General features: G+C 74.5%; 21 protein-coding genes, 2 pseudogenes and 1 riboswitch. Of the genes and pseudogenes, 8 read left to right on the top strand and 15 right to left on the bottom strand.

Going from position 1 to position 22,587, the window contains the following annotated elements; all coding sequences use genetic code 11:
• The 7 genes and pseudogenes from EAD89_RS31175 to EAD89_RS26220 form a co-directional block, all read right to left on the bottom strand.
• A pseudogene (locus EAD89_RS31175) lies at positions 1 to 494 on the bottom strand (hypothetical protein); the annotation flags it as partial.
• On the bottom strand, positions 469 to 951 hold the full coding sequence (locus EAD89_RS26245) for a phage tail protein (RefSeq protein ID WP_089020755.1): 483 nt from the start codon (positions 949 to 951) through the stop codon (positions 469 to 471). The gene EAD89_RS26245 and the pseudogene EAD89_RS31175, both read right to left, overlap by 26 nt.
• Before the next feature lies 1 nt (position 952).
• Positions 953 to 2,212, bottom strand: a complete 1,260-nt coding sequence (locus tag EAD89_RS26240; RefSeq protein WP_121677578.1) for a phage tail sheath subtilisin-like domain-containing protein — start codon at positions 2,210 to 2,212, stop codon at positions 953 to 955.
• A 23-nt stretch (positions 2,213 to 2,235) separates the two neighbouring features.
• The gene (locus EAD89_RS26235) at positions 2,236 to 2,934 is read right to left on the bottom strand and encodes a carboxypeptidase-like regulatory domain-containing protein (protein WP_121677577.1); all 699 of its coding nucleotides are present in this window, start codon (positions 2,932 to 2,934) and stop codon (positions 2,236 to 2,238) included.
• Positions 2,931 to 3,539: a glycine zipper family protein gene (locus EAD89_RS26230; RefSeq protein ID WP_121677576.1), complete on the bottom strand. Its 609-nt coding sequence runs from the start codon at positions 3,537 to 3,539 to the stop codon at positions 2,931 to 2,933. Before EAD89_RS26230 ends, EAD89_RS26235 begins: the two co-directional genes overlap by 4 nt.
• An 11-nt stretch (positions 3,540 to 3,550) precedes the next feature.
• Entirely contained in the window at positions 3,551 to 3,895 is a 345-nt protein-coding gene (locus EAD89_RS26225; protein ID WP_121657287.1) for a hypothetical protein, read from the bottom strand.
• Positions 3,896 to 4,035: 140 nt separating this feature from the next.
• On the bottom strand, positions 4,036 to 4,809 hold the full coding sequence (locus EAD89_RS26220) for a DUF3153 domain-containing protein (protein WP_121677575.1): 774 nt from the start codon (positions 4,807 to 4,809) through the stop codon (positions 4,036 to 4,038).
• A gap of 207 nt (positions 4,810 to 5,016) precedes the next feature.
• Between EAD89_RS26220 and EAD89_RS26215 the strand changes: the two genes are divergently transcribed.
• Complete coding sequence (locus EAD89_RS26215; protein ID WP_121656123.1) at positions 5,017 to 5,439, top strand: NUDIX domain-containing protein; 423 nt, start codon at positions 5,017 to 5,019, stop codon at positions 5,437 to 5,439.
• 19 nt (positions 5,440 to 5,458) lie between these two features.
• Here the strand turns inward: EAD89_RS26215 and EAD89_RS26210 are convergent, their stop codons facing one another.
• The gene (locus EAD89_RS26210) at positions 5,459 to 6,622 is read right to left on the bottom strand and encodes an FAD-dependent oxidoreductase (protein ID WP_121677579.1); all 1,164 of its coding nucleotides are present in this window, start codon (positions 6,620 to 6,622) and stop codon (positions 5,459 to 5,461) included.
• A 44-nt stretch (positions 6,623 to 6,666) separates the two neighbouring features.
• A complete protein-coding gene (locus EAD89_RS26205; protein ID WP_121677574.1) occupies positions 6,667 to 7,605 on the bottom strand; it encodes an AraC family transcriptional regulator in 939 nt (312 codons plus the stop codon).
• Between the two features lie 68 nt (positions 7,606 to 7,673).
• Between EAD89_RS26205 and EAD89_RS26200 the strand changes: the two genes are divergently transcribed.
• Entirely contained in the window at positions 7,674 to 8,795 is a 1,122-nt protein-coding gene (locus EAD89_RS26200; protein WP_121677573.1) for an aromatic acid exporter family protein, read from the top strand.
• A gap of 20 nt (positions 8,796 to 8,815) precedes the next feature.
• Here EAD89_RS26200 and EAD89_RS26195 read toward each other — a convergent pair whose 3' ends face one another.
• Positions 8,816 to 9,517: an alpha/beta hydrolase gene (locus EAD89_RS26195; protein WP_121677572.1), complete on the bottom strand. Its 702-nt coding sequence runs from the start codon at positions 9,515 to 9,517 to the stop codon at positions 8,816 to 8,818.
• Positions 9,518 to 9,594: 77 nt separating this feature from the next.
• Complete coding sequence (locus tag EAD89_RS26190) at positions 9,595 to 10,584, bottom strand: LacI family DNA-binding transcriptional regulator (protein ID WP_121677571.1); 990 nt, start codon at positions 10,582 to 10,584, stop codon at positions 9,595 to 9,597.
• Positions 10,585 to 10,771: 187 nt separating this feature from the next.
• Here EAD89_RS26190 and EAD89_RS26185 point away from each other — a divergent pair.
• A pseudogene (locus tag EAD89_RS26185) lies at positions 10,772 to 11,674 on the top strand (MFS transporter); the annotation flags it as partial.
• A gap of 73 nt (positions 11,675 to 11,747) precedes the next feature.
• Positions 11,748 to 12,644: an aldo/keto reductase gene (locus EAD89_RS26180; RefSeq protein WP_121677570.1), complete on the top strand. Its 897-nt coding sequence runs from the start codon at positions 11,748 to 11,750 to the stop codon at positions 12,642 to 12,644.
• Positions 12,645 to 12,745: 101 nt separating this feature from the next.
• Here the strand turns inward: EAD89_RS26180 and EAD89_RS26175 are convergent, their stop codons facing one another.
• From EAD89_RS26175 to EAD89_RS26160, 4 genes are all read right to left on the bottom strand, one after another.
• Positions 12,746 to 13,411, bottom strand: a complete 666-nt coding sequence (locus EAD89_RS26175; RefSeq protein WP_121677569.1) for a hypothetical protein — start codon at positions 13,409 to 13,411, stop codon at positions 12,746 to 12,748.
• A 25-nt stretch (positions 13,412 to 13,436) separates the two neighbouring features.
• On the bottom strand, positions 13,437 to 13,907 hold the full coding sequence (locus EAD89_RS26170; RefSeq protein ID WP_233579136.1) for a hypothetical protein: 471 nt from the start codon (positions 13,905 to 13,907) through the stop codon (positions 13,437 to 13,439).
• A 111-nt stretch (positions 13,908 to 14,018) separates the two neighbouring features.
• Positions 14,019 to 14,732 (bottom strand): hypothetical protein, encoded by a 714-nt coding sequence (locus tag EAD89_RS26165; RefSeq protein WP_121677567.1) that lies wholly within the window; start codon positions 14,730 to 14,732, stop codon positions 14,019 to 14,021.
• Complete coding sequence (locus EAD89_RS26160; protein ID WP_233579134.1) at positions 14,725 to 15,300, bottom strand: RNA polymerase sigma factor; 576 nt, start codon at positions 15,298 to 15,300, stop codon at positions 14,725 to 14,727. Before EAD89_RS26160 ends, EAD89_RS26165 begins: the two co-directional genes overlap by 8 nt.
• Before the next feature lie 126 nt (positions 15,301 to 15,426).
• Here EAD89_RS26160 and EAD89_RS26155 point away from each other — a divergent pair, with 126 nt between their 5' ends.
• The 4 genes from EAD89_RS26155 to EAD89_RS26145 all read left to right on the top strand — a co-directional run.
• Positions 15,427 to 15,762, top strand: coding sequence for a hypothetical protein (locus EAD89_RS26155; protein ID WP_121656845.1), 336 nt, complete (start codon positions 15,427 to 15,429; stop codon positions 15,760 to 15,762).
• Between the two features lie 528 nt (positions 15,763 to 16,290).
• Positions 16,291 to 16,420, top strand: a riboswitch (cobalamin riboswitch).
• A gap of 84 nt (positions 16,421 to 16,504) precedes the next feature.
• Positions 16,505 to 16,636 (top strand): hypothetical protein, encoded by a 132-nt coding sequence (locus tag EAD89_RS31255; protein ID WP_255421285.1) that lies wholly within the window; start codon positions 16,505 to 16,507, stop codon positions 16,634 to 16,636.
• A gap of 96 nt (positions 16,637 to 16,732) precedes the next feature.
• A complete protein-coding gene (gene cobN / locus EAD89_RS26150) occupies positions 16,733 to 20,401 on the top strand; it encodes a cobaltochelatase subunit CobN (protein WP_121677565.1) in 3,669 nt (1,222 codons plus the stop codon).
• Positions 20,398 to 22,587: VWA domain-containing protein (locus tag EAD89_RS26145; protein ID WP_121677564.1), on the top strand; the 2,190-nt coding region annotated here is incomplete at its 3' end. The genes cobN and EAD89_RS26145, both read left to right, overlap by 4 nt.

The following is a 22,587-nucleotide window of genomic DNA, read 5'->3' as shown; positions in this document are numbered from 1 at the left end:
CCGGACGGGCCGCCCGGGCCCCGCCGCGCATCGCCGAGTCCACCGACGGCCGATGACGCGCCCTCGAAGAGCCTGGATCCACCCGTCGCCCGCCAACCCTCCGACCCTCCGAACCCACCCGCCGGGTCGGCGGTGAACCGGTGACCGCCCGATCCCTCGGCAGCTCCGATCACCCCACCACCGGCGCCCCGGGCGGCGTCCTCGCGGCCGGTCCGGCCGTCCGTACCATTGCCGAGAGGACCGGTCGAGGCACTGCCAGCCGGGGATCCGTCGAGGTCCAGGTCCTCCAGCAGGCCGGGAGCGTGTGCGGCGACCAGGTCCAGCCAGTGCTGCGGTGGCTCCCCGAAGCGGCGCGGCGCGGCCGCACCGACGTCCGACGGCCGCTGCCCGGCCGCGCCGACGGGTTCGAGACGCCCGGCGAGGCGCTGGACCGCCCCGGCCGCCGAGCGCAGCCGGCCGGCCAGCCAGCTACGCGGGAGTCGGCGCGGTCGCACCGCCGGTCTCCAACTCCAGGCCCTCGTAACGCAGGGTCAGCGACGCGATGGCGATCTCGTGGCTGAGTGTGTTGAGGTGAGCCCCGCGCCACCGGGTGGGCCAGGCGTCGATCAGGTTCCAGCGCAGCACCTCGGCGGTCCCGACGGAGTCCAGCAGCACCACCGAGACATTGCGGCGGTTGAGTGTGCCCTGGGCCGTGGCGTGCACCCAGTCCCACAGCTCCCGGGACGCGGTGAGCCCGAAGTGCAGCGTCACCGGCTCGTACTCCGCCTGGCCCGGCACCATCCGCATCCGGCCCAGGCCGTGCTCCCGGTACGGCTGGCCGGGGATGTTCACCTCCAGCCCGCTCATCTCGGTGAAGTGGCCGTTGGTGACGCCGTTGATGAGCAGCCGGAAGTTGTACGCCCGGTACGGGTCGACCGGAGCGCCCGGCTGCGGGGTGGCTGTGGTGGGCATGTCAGCCTCCGATCGTCTCGGTCTCGGTGCCGCCGGCCCACTGGCTCAGCTTGAACACCACGAATTCGGCGGGCTTGACGACGGCGATACCGATATGGGCGATCACCATGCCCGCGTCGCGGACCTCCACCGGGTTGGTCTCCTCGTCGCACTTGACGAAGAACGCCTCCTCGGGGCTGCGCCCCAGCAGCGCGCCGTCGCGCCACACCCGGGTCAGGAACGCCCCGATGTCGCGCCGGATCGAGCGCCAGAGGGTGAAGTCGTTGGGCTCGAAGACCATCCACCGGGTGCCGTTGGCGATGGCCTGTTCGATGGCGATGCTGAGCCGGCGTACGTTGAGGTAGCGCCATTCGCTGGCCTCGGCGGCGAGCGTACGGGCGCCCCAGACGCGGATGCCCTCACCGGCGAAGTAGCGGATGACGTTGACGCCCTTGGGGTTGAGCACGTCGTGCTCCGGTCGGGTGACCAGGTAGCCCAGGTCGACGGCGCCGCGTACCGGTTCGTTGGCCGGCGCCTTGTGCACACCGCGCAGGGCGTCGGTGCGGGCCCAGATGCCGGCCAGGTGTCCGCTCGGCGGGGTCAGCTCCAGCTCGCCGCTGATCGGGTCACGGACGCGCAGCCACGGGTAGTAGAAGGCGCCGAACTCCGACTGCCGGGGCCGGTACGCCGCCCCGTCGTGGCCGCCCGAGCCGCCGGGACCGCCGGAACCGCCGCCCGAGCCGCCGGAGCCGCCGCCCGCGCCCTCGGCGGGCTTGGGGGGCTTGCCGGAGGACGGCGTGGCGACCCGGGTCAACGCGGAGATGTCGTCGATGTCGGGCGCCGGGTCGCAGATCGCCACCATGGTGCGGGTCCGCTCGGCCATGCTCAGCAGCGCCTCGTGCGCGACGACGTCGTGGAAGCCGGGCGCGGCGATGATGGAGATCTCGTCGATCGCCTCCAGCAGTTGCAGGCCGCCGCGCCGCTGCCCGGTGCCGGTGATCGCGCCGCCCTCACCGACGTTGACCACCCAGCAGCGGGCGCCGCCGTTGTCCAGGAAGCCGAAGACCGCCCGGGCCAGCGGGGTGCTCTCGGCCTGCTCCCCGCCGGCGTAGAGCCGCAGGAACTCGGTCCAGTTGTTGACCGGCACCGCCTTGCCCAGTTGGGCGGAGCGGTCCGGGGCGACGCCGACGAAGGCGGCGATGCTGGTGCTCGCCGGTCCGATCGGTCGGGCGCCACTGGGGACCTCCTCGACGTAGATGCCGGGGGAGAAGTAGCTGGGCATCGGTCCTCCTGTACGGGTGGGCGTCAGCGGGTCGGTGGCGCGCAGACGATGACGATGTCGGGCTCGGCGGGGTCGACCTCGGCGGTGAGCACGAGCCCACGCCCGGTCAGCCGGAGCCGGACCGGGCCCGGGTGGTCGGGGTCGTGCGGTACGCCGACGATCAGGAACCGGCCGTCGGGGTCGGTGCGGGTGACGGAGGACGTGCCGGGCAGTTCGACCCGCATCGCGGCGAGGGGTTGCTCCTCGGGGCCGACCACCCGGCCGGTGAGGGTGCGCAGGCCCAGTTGCCGTAGCCGCAGCGGTTGCAGCACCGGTGGCGCGGCCGGGATCGGGTGCTCCACCTGCGCCGGTACGTCGATGAGCAGCCCGGGGCGTGGCGCGGCGCCGAACGCGGTCCAGAGCGGCGCCTCGCCGGCCTCCAGCACCACCGGGTAGCGACCGTCGCGGGTCGCGGCGGTGAGCACCCGGTCCAGCCGGGGCAGCCCGGCGGGACCGGTCACGCAGAGCAGGTAGCGGACCGTGAACCGGTACGGCTCGCGGACCGCGCCGCTGGTGCGGGTCTGCCGCGCCGGACGCAGTTCGAGGGGCCAGAGGGTGAGCCCGGCGGCGTCACCGTCGATACGGGGCGGGCCGATCGGGACGGTCTGCCCCGCCGCGCTGGTCAGCCAGGCGGCCAGCTCGGCGGTTGCCGTCTCGATCGGTCCGCGCCCGTCGGTGCTCATCGCGGCGGCGTCCCCTGGATCCGGTACGCGATGGCCTCGTTCCACACGTGCGGGTAGACGCCGATCTCGAAGTAGCGGGTGAACCGGTTGATCGGCGCGTTGGTGTGGTCGTGGTAGAGCAGCCACACCGGCGCGATGGTGAACAGCACGTAGTTCGCCAGGACCAGCGGGATGTAGAGCGGGCCGAGCAGGCGGCCCTGGAAGATGTGCACGTCCTCGTGCCGCTGGATTCCGGGGCTGGAGCCGGCGCAGACGGTGCCGATGGTGGTGGCGTAGCGGGGGGACACCCCCTCCACCACGCTGACCCGGCCGCTGCCCTGCGAGGAGGGCCGGTCCAGTGAGTGCCCGAAGAGCAGGTGCACGGCCAGGTAGATGGCCCCGACGACCGTGTTCAGCAGGCTCCAGGTGTGGTCGACGACGAAGAGGAAGATGCCGCGGGCGTCCGACGCGTACACCCCGGCGGAGGCCGCGGCCCAGCCGAAGACCGCGCCGACCAGGAGGCCCACGACGGCGCCGATCAGCAGCCCGATCGGGCCGCCGGCCAGGAGGCCGAGCAGGGCGCCGAAGCCGACCTGGACCGCCGCGCTGAGAATTCCGAAGACCATGACGTCACCCCTCAGACCCAGGAGCGGAAGACTCGGGGCTCACGACCCTGCGCGACCTGGGTCGGCGACGGTTGGGTCGCCTGCCGGTTGCCGGGCGGGAACTGGTTGACGCCGAGCGCGGCGGAGAAGATGACCAGCGCGTTGAAGAACGCGATGATCCACTTTTCGCCGCCGGCGTCGTCGGCGAACGCTGCGGTCACGTAGGACAGCAGGAGCGCGATGGCGATGGCGATCCACTTGCGGAGCTTGTCGCCACTGGGGCCGATCAGCCCGCCGATCACGTTGGTGGCCAGCAGCGTGGCGGCGCTCGCGCCGGCGAGGCTGCCCAGGGCGGCCCAGGTGAAGAGATCGTTCACGGCGATCCCCCTTTTCTGATGGTGCGACCGGGATGTGGTGGTGGTGAGGTCCGGTGCTCCCGGGGGAGCACCGGCGCCGGTCGCCGTCGTGGCGGGGCGGCCGGGCCGGGCGTGGCCGGCAGGGCCGGCCACCGGATGGATCAGCCGGGCCCGGGAGCGCCGGCGGGCGGGCCCGGCGAGGTCGGGCCCGGTGCGGCGGGCGCCGTCGGGCGGCGGCGACGCAGCAGGAGTACGCCCACAGCGGCGAGCAGCAGCAGGAGGAGCAGCCCGCCGACGATCAGCAGCCAGGGAAACCCGCCTTCGCCGGCGGCGGCGACCGGTGAGGCCGACGGTCGGGGCGGCGCCTCGGCGACGGCCCGCAGCTCGGTCGGCTTGTCCTGGTTGGAGTCCACCTTCCAGCTGACCGACCGGCCGTTGACGGTGCCATTGGAGTCGATCACCCGCCCGGGAAACGTCACCGAGATCTCGAACGACATTAGTTTGAGGAACGCCTGTTGCTGTTGCGGATTCTGCTCGGCCATTTTTCCGCCGTATTTGGCCGGGTCCAGCGGCAACGTGAAGCGGTAGAAATCGCCGTCCCGGACCAGTTTTACGCTCTCGCTGTCGAAGGTCGCCAGCGGCGCCTTGCGGTAACTGATCTGGGTGCCGAATAGTTTGTCGTCGTCGTAGCCGGTCTCCTCGCCGGGCGGCAGCGCGGGAATGTTCTGCCGCAGCTCCGCGAACGCCGCCGGTATGTTCTTGTTCCGCGAGGTCAGCAGGGACTTCTGGGCGGTCAGCAGCAGCTGCCCGTCGACCGTGTCGTCGGCGTTGACGGTCAGCCCCATGTTGAGCTGCATGCAGCCGCTCAGAACGGCGAGAAGGAGGAGGCACACCGCGACGCGGAGTGCCTTACCGCGGTTGACTCTCCTGTTCATGGAATCAGTGTGTGTGATCGCTTTCACACGGACAGTCAGCGATCGGTCACAACGCAGTCGCCGATCTTACCGGCGTGCTGTCACGTTCGGCTGACGCCGACGCCGACGCAAATGACTACTCTGGAGTCTTGGGCCCGGCGCGGGTTTTTCACGCGGATCGGCGCTACATCTGGTCGCGGTGTCACAGGCGCGTCCTAGGCTCGGGAAATGATCGTGATCGCGTGCGTGCTGCTGGTGGACCCCGATGGACGACTGTTGCTGCAACTACGCGACGGCAACGCCCGCTACCACCCCAACGTGTGGGGGTTGCCCGGTGGGCACGCCGAGGTGGGGGAGACGCCGGAGCAGACCGCCGAGCGGGAGCTGTTGGAGGAGACCGGCCTGCGCGCCGACGGCCCGCTGCGCCCCTTCGCGGTGCAGTCGTTGCCGGAGCTGGAGCGGGTCAAGCACTACTTCATCGGCCACACCCGGGCGCGGCAGGAGGACGTGGTCCTCGGCGAAGGCGCGGCGATGGTGTTCGTACCCCGCGACGAGGTGCTCGACGGCCGCCCCTACACACCGGGCACCGTTGAGGTGCTCACCCGGTTCCTCGCCGCACCCGAGTACGCGGGCACGGCCGCCGCCGGCTGAAACGAGCGCCGGGACCGGTTCAGCCCGCCGGAGGCCGCCAGTCGGCGTAGCGGGCCATCCCCCGAAGTGCCGCCCGGGCCGGGGTGAGCCGCAAGGCGGCGTCCCGCACCGCCACGGCGAGGGGATTACGGAGCTGCTGGCCGTACCGGCCGGCGCGCAAGGCGGCGCGGGCGATGGCCTGGCTGCGGGGGCGACGCTGCCGGTCGTACTCCTTCAGGGCGGCCGGCAGCGCGTCGACGCCGTCTCCGCAGACCGCACCGAGCACCACCGCGTCCTCGATGGCCTGGCCGGCGCCCTGCCCGAGGTTGGGCGTCATCGCGTGCGCGGCGTCGCCGAGCAGGGCCACGCGCCCCCGCACGTACGAGGGCAGCGGGGTGGCCAGGTGGTGGATGTCGTTGCGCAGCACGACCCCCGGTGGGGTCGCCGCCAGCAGCTCCGGGATGGGGGCGTGCCAGTCGCCGAAGCGCTTTCGGACGGCCGCCAGCTCGTCCGGGGCGTGGCCGCCCGGCGGGGTGGTGAGCGCGGCGTACCAGTAGACCTGACCGCCGCCGAGCGGCACCATGCCGAACTCGGCGGCCGGGCCCCAGCTGATGGCCGCCGGCACCGGGTCGCCGAACGCGATGGCGGCCCGCCACGCCGTCGAGCCCGCGTACTCCGGGGCGGGGATCTGCGGCCAGAGCTGGGCGCGCAGCCGGCTGCGCAGGCCGTCGGCGCCGACCACCAGGTCGGCGGTGAGCGTCCGCGGGCCGTCGGGCCCCCGGTAGCGCACCTCGGCGCGCTCCGGGCCGGGCTCGACGTGCTCCACCTCGGCCCGGGTCCGCAGCGCCGAGGCCGGCAGCGCCTCGCGCAGGATGCGGTGCAGGGTGGCCCGGTGTACGCCGAGCGCCGTCGTGCCCAGCTGGCGGGTCATCTCCGCCCCGTCCACCCTGGACAGCCACCGGCCGTGCCGGTCGCGGATCCCGCCGGGCGCCTCGGCGTGCTCGCCACGACGCACGGCCGGGCCGAGACCCAGCGCGTCCAGCGCGTGCAGGGCGTTCGCCATCAGGGTCAACCCGGCGCCGACCTCGCGCAGCTCGGCGGCCCGCTCCAGGACGGTGACCCGCCATCCGTGCCGGTGCAGGGCGAGCGCCGCGCTCAGCCCGCCGATCCCGGCGCCGACCACCACCGCGTGCGGCTCGTCCATGTCGACCACCATCGCACACCGGCGGGAGCTGAGCCCGCCGGCGATCAGTCGGCGGTGGCGCCGACCCGGTGCTGACTCGGGCTGATTCCGCGCACCCGACGGAACGCGGTGCTCAGCGCGTACGGGCTGGCGTAGCCGACCCGGCGGGCCACCGCTCCCAGCGTGGCGTCCGGCTCCCGCAGCAGATCCGCGGCGAGGGCCAGCCGCCACCCGGTCAGGTACGCCATCGGCGGCTCACCGACCAGCTCGGTGAACCGGCGGGCCAGCACCGGCCGGGAGACGCCCACCTCGGCGGCGAGAGCGGCGACCGTCCACGGTCGGGCCGGGTCGTTCTCCAGCAGACGCAGGGCCGGGCCGACCACCGGGTCGCCGGCCGCCCGGTACCAGCCCGGCGGCGCGTCCGGACGACCGAACCAGGCGCGTAGCGCGCCGATCAGGAGCAGGTCCAGCAGTCGGTCCAGCACCGCCGCCTGGCCGGGCGCGTCCCGGGTCACCTCCTGTGCCAGCAGCGGGACCAGCGGGCTGCGCCACTCGTCGGCGGGTACCACCAGCAGCGGCGGCAGCGCGGTGAGCAGCCGCCGGCTCACCTCGCCGGGCAGCTGGTACGTGCCGGTCAGCAGCACGGTCGACCCGTGCGGGCCGGTGCCCCACGTGCGTACGCCCAGCGCCATCGACTCGGTCAGCGGCTCGCCGCGCAGGGTGGTGCAGCGCTGACCGGGGTGGATCACCACCTGCGGCGGGGTGGCCGGATCGTCGGCGACGAGGTAACCGTCCGGCCCGCGCAGCACCGCCACGTCCCCGGGGCGCAGGGCCGCACTGGCGGCGTCGTCCGGCACGAGCCAGGCCGTGCCGCTGACCAGCGCCACGACGGTGAGCGGCGCCCGGTCCTCGATCCGCAGCGCGTACGGCGGGTCGAGCACCGAGCGGAGCAGGAAGGCGCCCCGGGCCCGGGGGCCGTCGAGCAGCCCGGTGAGGGGATCCATCGCGCGATGGTAGACGATCGCGATGGGCACTCACGGTGCCGGCGACCTGGTGCGGAAGGTGGACGAGGGTGCGGTTCAGGGGGCTGCGGGTCGCCGGTGACCGGCTGCGGCGGGACTGGCGGCCGGTGCTGGAGACGACCCTCGCGGCGACCGTGGCCTGGCTGCTCGCCACCCGGCTGGTCGGGCATCCGCAGCCCTTCTTCGCCCCGGCGGCGGCGCTCATCGTCCTCGGCCAGGCCCGGGGACAGCGGATCCGGCGGGCCGTCGAGGTCGTCCTCGGTGTCGCGGCCGGGGTGCTGGTCGCGGACCTGGTGGTGCAGGCGCTGGGCCCGGGCAGCACCTGGACGGTGTTCACCGTCATCCTGCTCACCGTCCTGCTCTCGGCGGCCCTCGGCGCCACCAGCGTGACGGTGGTGCAGGCCGCGGTCTCCGCGCTCTACCTGGTGGTGGTCGCGCCGCCGGACGGGTCGCTGGTGCCGTTCCGTTTCGTCGACGCGCTGATCGGCGGGGCCGTCGCGCTCGCCGTCAGCCTGCTGGTCGACGCCCGGCACCCGCTGGCCCCGCTGGTCGCCGACGTGCGGCGGACCTTCGACGAGCTGGCCGGACTGCTGGACGGGATCGCCGACGCGCTGGACCGCCGCGACGAGCCCGCCGCGGTCGCCGCGTTGAATCAGGCCCGGGGTATGGACGCCCGGGTCGACGGGTTGCGCGACGGGGTGCTCGCGGCCGGCGAGGCGCTGCGGCTCAACGTGCGCCGGCGCCGGCACATCGGCCGGCTGCGGTCGGTGGACGAGTCGATCCGGCAGATCGACTACGCGGTACGTAACGTCCGCGTGCTGGCCCGTGCCGGGGTGACGCTCAGCCGCCTGCAGTCCCCGGCGCCGCCCGAGCTGGGCACGGCGCTCCGTGCGCTGGCCGAGGCGGTCCGGGAAGCCGGTGCGGCTCTCGCCGCCGACCTGAACGGGCAGGACGAGACCGCGGACCGGCACGCCGACTCGGCGAACGAGGCGGCGCTGGCCGCCGTGCGCACCGCCGGACGGCTCTTCGGGCCGACCCAGACCCTCCCACTCGCCATGATCATCGGCCAGGTCCGGGCCACGGCCATCGACCTGTTGCGCGGCGTCAACGCCGACGACGACGTCGCCGTGCTCACCCGGGTGGACGACGCCCTCGGCCTCCCCCCGGTCTGACCCGCACCGGGCGGTCGGGGTCAGCTGGTCAGCCAGGTGGTGGCGGACCGCCGTATCGGGGCGGGGATCTCGTGGCCGCCTTGGAACTCCTCGTAGGTGACGTCGTAGCCGAGGTCGTGCAGGTGCGGGACGAGCCGGCGGCTGCACATGTCGATCGGCAGGACACGGTCGTCCACCCCGTGCGAGACGAAGATCCGTGGCCGGCCGTCGGTGGTCGGCGGCGCGGCGAAGCCGGGGGAGAAGGCCAGCACCGCGTCGACCAGGTCGCCGTTGGCCAGGCCCAGCGAGAGCGCGTACGAGGCGCCGTCGGAGAACCCGCCGAACGTCACGTCGCGTACCGGGTAGCCGTCGAAGACGCTGTTCAGCAGCCCGTCGATGCGCCGTACGTCCACCCCGAAGCCGCCGGCGATCAGGTCCCAGCTGCTGGCGTCGGCCTGCGGGGCGACCAGGAGCAGGTGGTTCGCGTCCGCGACCGGCAGCAGCAGGTCGAGTCCCTGCCGCGCGGAGCCACCCGCCCCGTGTAGCAGCACTACCAGCCGGTACGCGGCGTCGTCGGCGGCGGGCTCCGGGGCGTACAGCATCGCCAGGAGCCCGCCGCCGGGAGCGCTCAACGGCACCAGGCCGGCGGGCGCCGGCGTCACCGGCGGGTGGACGCGGGCGGTCAACCGGCCGGGGCCGGAGCCGCTCGCCGGCTCCTGCCGCGGCGGCCTGAGTTCGGACACGGGTCACCGCTCCTCGCTGTCGGCGGGGTGTCCGCCGCGGTTACCCGGCCCGCCACGGGTTAACCGCCCGCGGCGGGTCAGGCGCTGTCGCGGGCCACCAGGGCGGACGGGAAGAGGGTCACCGGCGCGGTCGGGCGCCGGTCCAGCACCGCCGTGGCCGCGGCGGCGGCGATCCGGCCGACCGGGTGGCTCGCGGTCGTCAGCGCGGGGGCGGTCATCCCGGCCAGCGGGATGTCGTCGAAGCCGGCCACCGCGACGTCACCCGGCACCCGCACCCCGCCCTCGCGCAGCGCCGCGATCACCCCGAGCGCGGTCTCGTCGCTGATCGCGTAGACCGCGTCGAGGTCCGGCCAGCGCCGCAACGCCGCACCGGCCGCCGCCCGGCCGCTCGCCGCGGTGAAGTCCCCGGGCAGCACCCGCTCCGGCAGCCCCGCCTGGCGCATCAGCCGGCGGTACGCCTGCACCGGCCGCTGCGAGCAGGGCAGCCAGCGGGGCCCGGTCACCATGGCGATCCGCCGGCGACCGCTGGCGTACACGTGGCGCAGCACCTCGCCGGCGCCGGCGCCGTTGTCGACGTCGAACGACGGGACGGTGGCCGAGCCGATGCCGATCGAGGCGACCCGGCCGCGCAGCGACCGCGGTACGGCGTCCAGCAGCTCCTCGGTGGTGTTCACCAGCACCACCCCGCACACGCTGCCGTCCCCGGCGAGCTGGTCCAGGCTGTGCGGCTCGCCGAGCGGCAGCCAGTGCAACGCCACCCCGATGGCGGCCGGTGCGCAGACCCGGGCCGCCGAGCCGACCACCCGGTGCACGTACGGGTCGTCCAGCACCGCCGCGCTGGGCCCGGCGACCGCGACCACCAGCCGTACGCCGCCGCCGCGGACCAGCGCCCGGGCGGCCGGGTTGGGCACGTAAGCGAGCTGGTCGGCGGCTGCCGCGACCCGCTCCCGGGCGGCCGGCGAGGCGAACCCGGTACCGGCGATCACCCGCGAGGCCGTGGACCGGGACACCCCGGCGGCCCGTGCGACGTCCTCCAGCGTGGCCGGCCGGTGTGCGGCTGCCGTCATCGTTTCCTCCCCCCGACCGTCCGTCCCGCGGACGGACGCCTGCCCGGCATCATCCCCCGCCGGGTGACCGGCGGTAAGGGGCGGCAACCCGGTTGTGGTGGAAGCGCTCTCAGGTGTGCGATCGTGCCAGGAGATCACCCCGAGAAAGAGGAACCGCCCCCGTGAGCGCCGCCCCCAGCCCGGCGATGGCCTGGCCGCGTTCGGGTACGGCTCCGGCGCCTGCGACGTGGCGATGAACGTCGAGGGCGCGGCGGTGGAGCGGCGTCTGGGGCGTACCGTCATGCCCCGCTTCCACGCGGCGTGGAGCCTCGGTTCGGTGGCGGGCGCGGCGATCGGGGCCGGGGCCGCCCGGTTCGACCTGCCCGTCGGCGCGCATCTCGCCGGTGTCGCGGTGGTGGTGCTGGTCGGCACCGTGCTCGGCGCCCGCGCGTTCCTGCCCCAGCCGGCCGTCGACCGGGCGGAGGGTACGGACGCCAGCCCACGCGCTCGCCGCCGTGCCCAGCTCGCCGCCTGGCGGGAGCCGCGCACCCTGCTGATCGGGCTCTTCGTGCTGGTGGCGGCCTTCACCGAGGGCAGCGCCAACGACTGGCTGGCGGTGGCCTTCGTCGACGGCCGTGACCTGAGCGAAGCGGCCGGGGCGGCGGTCTTCGGCGTCTTCGTCGTCGGCATGACCCTCGGGCGCACCGCCGGCACGGTCGCGCTGGACAGGTGGGGTCGGACGCCGGTGCTCACCGGCACCGTCCTGCTCGCCGCGTTCGGCGCGGGCCTGGCCGTGCTGGCCGGCTCGGGGCCGGTGGCCATCGTCGGCGTCGCGCTCTGGGGGCTCGGCGCGTCGCTGGGCTTCCCGGTCGGGATGAGCGCGGCGGCCGACGAGGAGGCGCATGCGCCCGTCCGGGTCAGCGTCGTCGCGGTGATCGGCTACACCGCGTTCCTGGGCGGGCCGCCGCTGCTGGGGTTGCTCGGCGACCGGGTCGGCATCCTGCACGCGCTGCTCGTGGTGCCGTTGCTGCTGGTGCCGACGCTGGCGCTGGTGCCGGTGCTGCGCCCGCCGGCCGCCGCCGAACCGACCTCGCCAGCACAGAAAAACTAACCCACCACGCCGCCGAGCGGTATCGGGTGCGCGGCCGACTGCGCCGCGCGCCCCGGCTGGCTACGGTCGCCCAATGCCAACCGACTCGATCACCGCCGCCGCGGCGGGCAGCTGGACTCTGGGCGACCGCGCCGTGCACCGGGTGGGCTTCGGCTCCATGCGGATCACCGCGAACCCGGACCGCGACCGGGCCGTCGCGCTGCTGCGCCGCGCCGTGGAGCTGGGCGTCAACCACATCGACACCGCCGCCTTCTACGTCTCGCCCGGCGGGACCCTGGGGGTCGGCACCGGCCCGGCGCGGTACGCCACCGAGCTGATCCGGGCGGCGCTCGCCCCGTACCCCGAGGATCTGGTGATCGTCACCAAGGTCGGTTTCGGGTACGACCCGGTGTCCGGCTTCACCGAAGCGTTCACCCCGGCGCAGTTGCGCGCCCAGGTGGAGGAGAACCTGCGTCGGCTCGGCAAGGACCACCTGGACGTGGTGAACCTGCGGCTCGGCCGGGGGTCGGGCCCGGTGCCGCTGGCCGAGCGGTTCGGCGCCCTGGCCGAGCTGCGGGCTGCTGGGCTGATCCGGCACCTCGGGCTCTCCAACGTCCGGCCCGAGCGGTTGGCGGAGGTGGCGGACATCGCGCCGGTGGTCTGCGTGCAGAACAACTACGGGGTGGACGCCTACCGGGAGCAGGACGACTTCGTTCGGGTCTGCGGCGAGCGGGGGATCGCCTACGTCCCGTTCTTCGCGCTGGCCGGCACGGGCCGGGAGGCGGGCGCGAGCGCCGACCAGGGCGCGGCCGTGCGGGCCGTCGCCCGGGCCCACGGCGTCACCCCGCACCAGGTACGCCTGGCCTGGACCCTGCACCAGGGACCGCACGTGCTGGCCATCCCCGGCACCGGCGACCCGGCGCACCTCACGGCGAACATCGCCGCCGCCGCCCTGCGCCTGAGCCCCGAAGACCTGACCCTCCTCGGCTGAGCCCCCGCCGGCCACCGGCCACCGTTCTCCCCGCTGATCATGAGGTTGTCGTCCTCGATGCCGGCGTGTCGCGCCGCCAACCTCATGATCAACGGTGCCGGTCAGGGGTGCAGCCAGACGCGGAGGGGGCCGTGGGGGGTGAAGCCCGCCGCCAGGGCGGGGGTCAGGTCTGCACCGGACTCGTAGCCGACCAGCGGTACGCCGGGCACGGTGGCGGGCACGCCGTGCCAGATCGCGCGCGGATCGACACCGTCGGCGAACAGGTTGGAGACCCCGTACACGCGGTCGCCGCTGACCACCGCGCCGCCCACGACCGCGCCCCGCTCGTCGTACCGGGCCAGGATCCGCACCCGCGGGTCGGTCAGCAGCGCCGGCCGGAACAGCGTCCCGCCACCGTGTGCCGTCGCCCAGGCGGCGAGTTCCGCCGGCGTGGTGATCGGGGTCAGCGGAGCAGCGGCGGGCGGATCCAGCGGTGGTCGGTGGATCCACTGTGCGTCGAAGAGCACCCGGAAGCCGTACCGGGACAGGTCGAGGTCGGCGAAGCTGTCCTTGACCGAGGCGCCGGGCTTGGCGTCGATCCGGGCCAGCAGGGCGTCGGCGTCGACGCCGGGGCGCAGGGTGACCGCGTCCGGGTACCAGGTCGGGGAGCGGCGGGGGACCGACCAGGCATCCGCGTCGGTCCGGCCGGTCAGCCCGTGGCTGTCGCAGACCACGTCGCACCATTCGGCGTTGTTACGGGCCGCCGCCTCCCGTACGTCCTCGGGCACGCCCGGCAGCCTAGGCGGTCGTGCCCTACGGCAGCCGGTCGGCGTACACCAGGTCCATCGTGTCGGTGTGCCCGGCCCAGCGGAGTTCGAGGTGCCAGCAACCCGCGCGCGGCAGGTCGATGATCGACGGGCCCGGACCGCCGGCGACCTCCCGGGTCACCCTGGTGTCGGTGCCGTCCAGGGTCGCGGTGATCGCCAGCGCCTCCCGCGACGTCGAGGTGGGGCGGGAGACCCACAGGATCTTGTTGTTCGACCCGTCCTGCCTGACCTGCGCCAGCGGGTGCGCGAAGAGCACCGCCACGATGTCGCCCTTGGCGCCGAAGACGTGCGGGACCCGGGCGTCCCCACTGAACCCGGTGTCCGCCCAGTCGGGCAGGGACCCCGTCTCGATCCGCGAGCCGCACCCGGTCGCGGCCGTCGTGCTCGCCGGAGCGTCGACCGCTGTGGCTGACCGGCCGGCGGTCGTGCACGCCGTCAGCAGGAGCACCGACCCCATCATCAACCTGCCCCAGGAACCCATCTCGCCCCTTCCGGATCCGTGTCGCGAACTCGAAACCCGACTCGCATCAACAGGACACCGCCCGAACGCGCCGGGTTCCCGATGCCGCTAGTCCAGCGATCTGGCGATCTCGATCGCCTCGGCCCTGGTGAGGTCGCCCTCAAGCCGGTAGCTCACGTCGGCGTCCTGCCAGATCAGGGTCGAGGCGGCGAGCCGGGCGGTTTCCTTGCGTACCTCGCCGGTCCGATCCACGTAGGAAAGGACGTGCGGGCCGTCGACCCAGACGGCGAACTCGCCGTCGACCTGGACCCACGCCGCTCCCGGCCGGTTGGTCTCCTTGTGGAACGCCAGGTCGAGACGACCGTCGAAGGCGTCGACGCGCAGCGCGCCCCCGCGGTAGAGCAGCGTCGCCACCCGACAGGCGCCCGTTTCGTCGGGATCGGCGACCAGCACCCGCTCGGGCGGGCCGAGCTTCGCCGGTAGGCGGATCGGGAAGCGCACCGCCCGTTGTGCCTCATCCAGGGCGGCGGCTCGCTGCGCGGGCAACGGCGACGGGGTGCCGGTGGGCAGCACCGGGCCGGAGGAGCTGACGACGGTGACTCCGGCGAAGCGCAGCAGCCCCGCGACGGCGTCGGCGAGGGCGGCCCGTCCCGGTGGCAGCACCGCCACCACCAGAGCGACGAGCGCCGCGGCGGCCCAGGCACGCCACCGGCGCCGTCGGGGCGTGGTGAGCCGGGCGCGTACGCGTGCGGTCACGTCGGGCGCGTCCGGTGTCTCCAGCCAGGCGGAGAGGTCGCGCAGCTCCCGTTCGAGCTCATCCACGCCGGACCTCCTCGCGGTCGAGCAGGCCCCGGAGCTTCGCCAGTGCCCGGGACGTCCGCGACTTCACGGTGCCCCGGGGCCAGCCCAACGTCGCCACCGTCTCCTCCTCGCTGAGATCGAGGAAAAACCGGCAGACGATCACCTCACGGTCGCGTTCCGGCAGTTGGCGCAGGGCCTCCACCAGGGCGGCGCGGCGCTCCCCGGCGAGGACCGCGCCGACCGCGTCGTCCTCGGCGATCTCCGACGTGGGGTTCGCCGCCGCGGCGCGCAGGACGAGGCCGTCCCGGCGGGTACGCGACCGGTGCAGGTTGCGGGTCTCGTTGGCGACGATCGACAGCAGCCAGGAGCGGAACGACGACTCCCCCCGGAAGCGGGAGAGCTTGCGGTACCCCTTCACGAAGGCCTCCTGGATGACGTCCTCGGAGTCCGAGCCCGCGCCGAGCAGCACCGCCGTCCGGTACGCGGACGCGGTGTGCCGGGCGACCAGGAGGTCGTACGCCTCCAGGTCACCAGCCCGAGCGCGGGTGACGAGCACGTCGTCGTCCAGGGGGACCTCCGGTTGGATCACCTTCATGACACCGCCCACGCGCCACGGGTTCCATCCGCGGCCCGGTCAGCCCACTCTCACCTGGCGCGCAGCGTATTGCCAGGAATCGGTGGTGCACTGGAGGGGCGTCGAGGAGAGGAGTCGGGCATGGGCTGGTTCAGTCGGCGGGCCCGGGGCGCCGAGGCGACCCCGACGAAGCTGGACCGGGAGGCGACCCGGGACGACCTCGCCGCGCTCGAGGCGTTCATCGCCAGCCGGCGTGGGGTGGAGTTCTACCTGGAGCCGGAAACCACCGCCACCGACACCACGGTGGTGGCGATCGCCCACGACGGCGAGTGGATCCGCCGCCGGACCGGCACTCCCCGCGCGGCGGGCGCCATCGCGCGCAAGCACGCGGTGCCGCTGTACGAGGCGGCCCGCACCGGCTACCCGGAACGGATGCGCGCCTGGAGCCGGGCCCACCCGGAGCGCCACGCCCGCTGAGACTCGTCCGCCCCAGCGCCGTCTGGATCTCGCTGGCGTGCGCGGGGCTCTTCCCGGCGTCGATCATCACACTGCCGCGTTCGTCGACGACGACGGCGACGCCGGCCTGGAGGCGCCGCCGGGTCGGGATCTCCGGGGCGGAGTCAGACCCGACCCGCCAGGTGGAGAAACTGCGCGGCGATCATGGCGATCGACCTCCGAGATTGATCGCGGACACTGCTGCCGTGTTCGCCGATCCTCGGCGAGGGGGCCGCGTACCAGCGCTCCGCCAGGTGGTCGCCGCAGGCCAGAGTATGTGCGGGACAGCCTTTGCTCTGCGTACCTATACGCACCGGTGACTCCCTGTGCCTGGCGCGTATTGATAAGCAGAGCAAAGGCTGTCCCGCATTGACTCGGGGCATTGTCAGGCGCGGGTCTCCGACGACGACAATCGGCGAAGCTCGATGGAGAGTGCCTGCCGGGAGGGGGCTGGGTCGGCGTTGACCGGCGGCGCGGCGGTGTGGCAGCATTCGCGGCCTGACGGCAGTGAAGGAAGTCGGTGTGAATCCGACGCGGTCCCGCCACTGTCACCGGGGAGTGATCCCCCCTCGTGCGCCACGGCCGTGCTTCTGCGGTTGGAAGGCCGGGGGAGAGCGTCGATCCGGAAGCCAGGATACTTCGGCCGTCGGGATGTACCCCAGGGCGTGGACACCCGAGGAGGACCCGATGACGCACGGCGTCTCTTTCATCGACGAGCACCGTCATGATTCGCGCGGCGAACGCGGCGAACGCGGCGAACGCGGCGAACGCGGCGGCTGCGCCCGCCGCGCCGGTCGCCGGCGCCGCTGAGCTGCGCGTCGCCACGCTGACCGCGTCCCGACGCCCGCGTCGGTGACCTGGGCCGGCCTGTCGCATCCGCTGACGCCGCACCCACCCCGCTTCGTTCGGACCGCCCCCGTGGCGGTCGGGGCGTCACTTTCCGGAGCCTTCCGTGCGCATCCTGCTGCTCTCCACCGCCGACACCGACCTGCTGGCCGCCCGTGCCAGTGGCGCCGACTATCGCCTGGCCAACCCCGCGCGGGTCGCCGCCGACGAGGTGCCCGCCCTGCTCGACGGGGTGGACCTCGTCGTCGTACGCCTGCTCGGGGGCCGGCAGGCGTGGCCGGACGGCCTCACCCGGGTGCTCGCCACCGGCCTGCCGACGGTGGTGCTCGGCGGCGAGGCGGTGCCCGACGCGGAGCTGATGGCCGTCTCCACCGTGCCGTCCGGTGTGGTCACCGACGCGCTGGCGTACCTGGTCGAGGGTGGCCCGGAGAACCTCGGCCAGCTGGCCCGGTTCCTCTCCGACACGGTGCTGCTCACCGGCGAGGGTTTCGCCCCGCCCGCGCCCACCCCGGCGTACGGGGTGCACGGCGACCACCCGGCCGAGCCGGACCGGCCAACGGTGGGCATCGTCTTCTACCGGGCGCACGCCCTGGCCGGCAACACCGGCTTCGTCGACGTGCTGGCCGACGCGGTGCGGGCGGCCGGCGGCAACCCGCTGCCGATCTTCTGCGGCTCGCTGCGCGGGCTGACCGCCGGCGCCGGCCCGCTCGGGCTCTTCGCCCGCTGCGACGCCCTGCTGGTCACCGTGCTCGCGGCCGGTGGAGCGGTCGCCGCGGACGCCTCCGGTGGCGGCGATGAGGACGCCTGGGACGTCGGCGTGCTGGCCGCCCTGGACGTGCCGATCATCCAGGCGCTCTGCCTGACCAGCACCCGCGAGCAGTGGGCCGGCAGCGACGCCGGACTGTCCCCGTTGGACGCCGCGATGCAGGTGGCCATTCCCGAGTTCGACGGCCGGATCGTCACCGTGCCGTTCTCGTTCAAGCGGATCGACGCCGACGGGCTCTCCGTCTACGCCGCCGACGCCGACCGCGCCGCCCGGGTGGCCGGCATCGCGGTACGCCACGCCCGGCTGCGGTACGTGCCCAACGCCGACAAACGGGTCGCGGTGGTGCTCAGCTCGTACCCCACCAAACACTCGCGGGTCGGCAACGCCGTCGGGCTGGACACCCCGGTCTCGGCGGTTCGACTGCTCGCGGCGCTCGCCGACGCCGGCTACCACCTGGGCGACGCGCCGGTGCCCGACGACGGCGACGCCCTGATCCACGCGCTGATCGCCGCCGGCGGCCACGACGTGGAGTGGCTCACCCCGGAGCAGCTGGCCGCGGCCGAGGCCCGGGTGCCCGGTGTGACCTACCGGCGCTGGTTCCAGCAGGTGCCCGGCGCGCTGCGCGAGCGGATGCTCGCGCACTGGGGCGAGCCCCCCGGCGAGCTGTACACCGACGGCGGGGACATCGTGCTCGCGGGGCTGCGCTTCGGCAACGTGGTACTGCTCATCCAGCCGCCGCGTGGCTTCGGGGAGAACCCGATCGCCATCTACCACGATCCGGACCTGCCGCCGAGTCACCACTACCTGGCCGCGTACCGCTGGCTCGCCGCGCCGGTCACCGACGGTGGGTTCGGCGCGGACGCCGTGGTGCACCTGGGCAAGCACGGCACCCTCGAATGGCTCCCCGGCAAGGGCCTCGGCCTCGCCGCCGACTGCGCCCCGGACGCCGTCCTCGGCGACCTGCCGCTGGTCTACCCGTTCATCGTCAACGACCCCGGTGAGGGCACCCAGGCCAAGCGGCGGGCGCACGCTGTGGTGATCGACCACCTGGTGCCGCCGATGGCCCGCGCCGAGGCGTACGGCGACCTGGCCAAGCTGGAGCAACTGCTCGACGAGTACGCCACCGTGCAGGCGCTCGACCCGGCGAAGGTGCCGACCGTGCGGGCGCAGATCTGGGACCTCGTACGCGCCGCGGAGCTGCACCACGACCTGCACGCCGACGCGATGCCGGACGCCGACGACTTCGACGACTTCGTGCTGCACCTCGACGGGTACCTCTGCGAGGTCAAGGACGTGCAGATCCGCGACGGGCTGCACATCCTCGCCGACGCGCCCACCGGTGAACCCCGGGTCAACCTGGTCCTCGCGGTGCTCCGGGCACCGCAGATCTGGGGCGGCGCCCACGCCCTGCCCGGCCTGCGGCAGGCCCTCGCCGCCGCGTACGGGCTCGATGAGCAGGAGCTGCTCGCGTCGCCCGGACAGCGACTCACTCTGCCCGAGGCGCTGACCGACATCGTGGACGGGCCGGCCGGCACCGCCGCCGACGCCGTCGACCTGATCGAGGGCCTCGCCCGCCGCCTGGTGATCGGGATGGAGACCCTCGGCTGGGCCGCGGAGGCCGCCGACACGGTGGTCGAGGAGGTGACCGGCCGGCCGATCCCGGACGTCGCCGCGGTGCTGCGCTTCGCCGCCACCGAGCTGGTGCCCCGCCTGGACCGGACCACCGACGAGCTGACCAACACCCTCGGCGCGCTCGACGGCCGGTTCGTGCCGCCCGGTCCGTCCGGGTCACCCACCCGGGGCCTGGTCAACGTGCTGCCCACCGGCCGCAACTTCTACTCCGTCGACCCCAAGGCCATTCCCAGCCGCAACGCCTGGGACGTCGGGGTGGCCCTCGCGGACTCGCTGCTGGCCCGGCACCTCGCCGACACCGGGGAGTACCCCCGCTCGGTCGGGCTGACCGTCTGGGGCACCAGCGCCATGCGTACCCAGGGCGACGACATCGCCGAGGTTCTCGCGCTGCTGGGCTGCCGACCGGTCTGGGACGAGAGGTCCCGGCGGGTCACCGGCATCGAGGTGGTGCCGACGGCCGAGCTGGGCCGGCCCCGCGTCGACGTCACCGTGCGCATCTCCGGCTTCTTCCGCGACGCGTTCCCGCACGTGGTGGCGCTGCTCGACGACGCCGTCCGGCGGGTCGCCGCCCTGGACGAGCCGGACGCGGAGAACTACGTCCGGGCGCACGTCACCGCCGACCTCGCCGAGCACGGCGACGAACGGCGGGCCACCGCCCGCATCTTCGGCTCGAAGCCGGGGGCGTACGGCGCCGGGCTGCTGCCGCTGATCGACGCCCGCACCTGGCGCAGCGACGCCGACCTGGCCGAGGTGTACGCGGTCTGGGGCGGCTACGCCTACGGCCGGGGCCTGGACGGGCGGGAGGCGCGCGCCGACATGGAACGCTCGTTCGCCCGGATCGCGGTGGCGGTGAAGAACCAGGACACCCGCGAGCACGACATCGTCGACTCCGACGACTACTTCCAGTACCACGGCGGCATGGTGGCGATGGTCCGCCACCTCACCGGCACGTCGCCGCAGGCGTACGTGGGCGACTCGGCGATGCCGCACGACGTGCGGACCCGCACGCTGGGCGAGGAGACCCGGCGGGTGTTCCGGGCCCGGGTCGTCAACCCGAAGTGGATCGCCGCGATGCGCCGGCACGGCTACAAGGGCGCCTTCGAGCTGGCCGCCACGGTGGACTACCTGTTCGGCTACGACGCCACCGCCGGCGTCGTCGACGACTGGATGTACGAGCACCTGGCCGCCGCGTACCTCTTCGACGAGACCACCCGGGATTTCCTGGAGCGGTCCAACCCGTGGGCGCTACGCGGCATCACCGAGCGGCTGCTGGAGGCCGCCGACCGGGGTCTGTGGGCCGAACCCGAGCCGGCCACCCTCGACCGGCTCCGCGACACGTACCTGGCCAGCGAGGGTGACCTGGAGGACCGCGCATGACCACCTACCCGTTCAGCGCCGTGCTCGGCATGGCCGACATGCGCCTGGCGCTGCTGCTCAACGCGGTCTCCCCGGCGATCGGCGGGGTCCTCGTGCGCGGCGAGAAGGGCACCGCCAAGTCCACCGCCGTACGCGCCCTCGCCGCGCTGCTGCCGCCGGTGCGTCGGGTCGCCGGCTGCCGGTTCGGCTGCGACCCGGCCGAACCCGACCCGGCCTGCCCGGACGGCCCGCACCCGGCCGGCGCCGCCGCCGAGACCCGCCCGGCCCGGCTGGTCGAGCTGCCCGTCGGCGCCGCCGAGGACCGGGTGGTCGGCTCGCTGGACCTGGAGAAGGCCCTCGGCGAGGGCGTACGCGCCTTCGAACCGGGTCTGCTCGCCGCCGCGCACCGGGGCGTGCTCTACGTCGACGAGGTCAACCTGCTGCACGACCACCTGGTCGACCTGCTGCTGGACGCGGCGGCGATGGGCCGCAGCCACGTCGAGCGGGAAGGCGTCTCGGTCAGCCACGCCGCCCGGTTCCTGCTCGTCGGCACCATGAACCCGGAGGAGGGGGAGCTGCGCCCGCAGCTGCTCGACCGGTTCGGGCTCACGGTCGAGGTCGGCGCCAGCCGCGATCCGGAGGTCCGCGTCGAGGTGGTCCGCCGTCGGCTCGCCGCCGACGCCGATCCGGCCGGCTTCGCCGCCCGCTGGGCCGACGCCGACGCCGAGGTCGCCGCGCAGGTGGCCACCGCCCGGCGCCGGCTTGCGGGGGTACGGCTGCCCGACGCCGCGCTGCGGCAGATCGCCGAGGTGTGTGCCGCGTTCGATGTGGACGGAATGCGCGCCGACATCGTCACCGCCCGCACCGCGCTGGCGCACGCGGCCTGGCACGGCCGGGACCGGGTCACCATCGACGACGTCCGGGTGGCCGCCCGGCTGGCTCTGCCGCACCGTCGCCGCCGCGACCCGTTCGACACCCCCGGCCTCGACGAGAAGCGCCTCGACGAGGCGTTGCAGCGCGCCCAGGACGCCCATCCCGACGACCCGGACGACGACGGTCCGCGCGACGGTGGCCCGGACGGTTCGGGTCCGGACGGCGGCGGCCCGGGTGGCGGGCCCGGCGGGCAGGGCCCCGACGGCAGTGGGCCGGACGGGCGTGGTCCGGACGGGCGTGGTCCGGACGGGCGTGACCGCGATGGCAGTGGCTCCGATCCGAGCGGCGGGGCTGGTCGCGGCCAACAGCCGCAGGGGCCCGCCAGCGGCGTGGACGAACGTGCCACCGGCGACGCCGAGCGGGGCTCCGGCGCGGAACCCGCAGCGACCGGGGCCGGCCCGGACGGGTCTGGCGAGGCGCGGTCGGATGACAGCCCGGGTGGGCCACGCCAGCGGGCCGGGCGCGGCGGGCCGGACGGCGACGACGACCAGGGCCGGTCCGGTGCGGGCGGCCAGCCGGTGGCCGTACCCCGGGGTGGGTTGAAGGCCCGGGTGCTCACCGCGCCCGGCGTGGGTGACGGAGTGCCCGGCCGACGTTCACGTGCCCGCACCGGGCGTGGCCGGACCACCGGCTCCCGGCTGCCGGCCGGCGAGGTGGGCGCGCTGCACCTGCCGGCCACCATCCGCGCCGCCGCGCCGCATCAGGCATCCCGTGGGCGGCGGACCGGACCCCTGCGGTTGCGCCCGCGCGACGTGCGTGCGGCGGTCCGCGAGGGGCGCGAGGGCAACCTGGTGCTGTTCGTGGTCGACGCCAGCGGCTCGATGGGCGCCCGGCAGCGGATGACCACCGTGAAGGACGCGGTGCTCGCCCTGCTCACCGACGCGTACCAGCGGCGGGACAAGGTGGCGGTGATCGCGTTCCGGGGCACCGGCGCGCGGACGCTGCTGCCGGCCACCTCCTCGGTGCTGGCCGCGTCGACCCGGCTGGCCGAGCTGCCCACCGGCGGGCGTACGCCGCTGGCCGAGGGCCTGCTCGCCGCCGCGGACCTGCTGCGGGTGGAGCGGCTGCGCGACCCGAAGCGCCGCCCGCTGGTGCTGATCGTCACCGACGGCCGGGCCACCGCCGGCAACCGCCCGCTGGACCGCGCGGCGGGAGCGGCGGCGGTGCTCGCCGCCACCGGCGCGCCCTGCGTCGTCGTGGACTGCGAATCGGGCCCCGTGCGCCTGCACCTGGCCCGCCGCCTGGCGACCCAGCTCAACAACGCCCCCCACCAT

It is taken from the genome of Micromonospora sp. BL4 (assembly GCF_003667505.1).
Lineage (GTDB): Bacteria > Actinomycetota > Actinomycetes > Mycobacteriales > Micromonosporaceae > Micromonospora.
This window is presented reverse-complemented; position numbering and strand designations above follow the sequence as displayed.

Coding starts and splice junctions, on each gene's coding strand:
- EAD89_RS26245 (WP_089020755.1), bottom strand. CDS start 951: ATGCCCACCACAGCCACCCCGCAGCCGGGCGCTCCGGTCGACCCGTAC.
- EAD89_RS31255 (WP_255421285.1), top strand. CDS start 16,505: ATGATTCGCGCGGCGAACGCGGCGAACGCGGCGAACGCGGCGAACGCG.
- EAD89_RS26155 (WP_121656845.1), top strand. CDS start 15,427: ATGGGCTGGTTCAGTCGGCGGGCCCGGGGCGCCGAGGCGACCCCGACG.
- EAD89_RS26230 (WP_121677576.1), bottom strand. CDS start 3,539: ATGGTCTTCGGAATTCTCAGCGCGGCGGTCCAGGTCGGCTTCGGCGCC.
- EAD89_RS26190 (WP_121677571.1), bottom strand. CDS start 10,584: ATGACGGCAGCCGCACACCGGCCGGCCACGCTGGAGGACGTCGCACGG.
- EAD89_RS26240 (WP_121677578.1), bottom strand. CDS start 2,212: ATGCCCAGCTACTTCTCCCCCGGCATCTACGTCGAGGAGGTCCCCAGT.
- EAD89_RS26170 (WP_233579136.1), bottom strand. CDS start 13,907: ATGGGGTCGGTGCTCCTGCTGACGGCGTGCACGACCGCCGGCCGGTCA.
- EAD89_RS26235 (WP_121677577.1), bottom strand. CDS start 2,934: ATGAGCACCGACGGGCGCGGACCGATCGAGACGGCAACCGCCGAGCTG.
- EAD89_RS26220 (WP_121677575.1), bottom strand. CDS start 4,809: ATGAACAGGAGAGTCAACCGCGGTAAGGCACTCCGCGTCGCGGTGTGC.
- EAD89_RS26205 (WP_121677574.1), bottom strand. CDS start 7,605: ATGGATCCCCTCACCGGGCTGCTCGACGGCCCCCGGGCCCGGGGCGCC.
- EAD89_RS26180 (WP_121677570.1), top strand. CDS start 11,748: ATGCCAACCGACTCGATCACCGCCGCCGCGGCGGGCAGCTGGACTCTG.
- EAD89_RS26215 (WP_121656123.1), top strand. CDS start 5,017: ATGATCGTGATCGCGTGCGTGCTGCTGGTGGACCCCGATGGACGACTG.
- EAD89_RS26210 (WP_121677579.1), bottom strand. CDS start 6,622: ATGGACGAGCCGCACGCGGTGGTGGTCGGCGCCGGGATCGGCGGGCTG.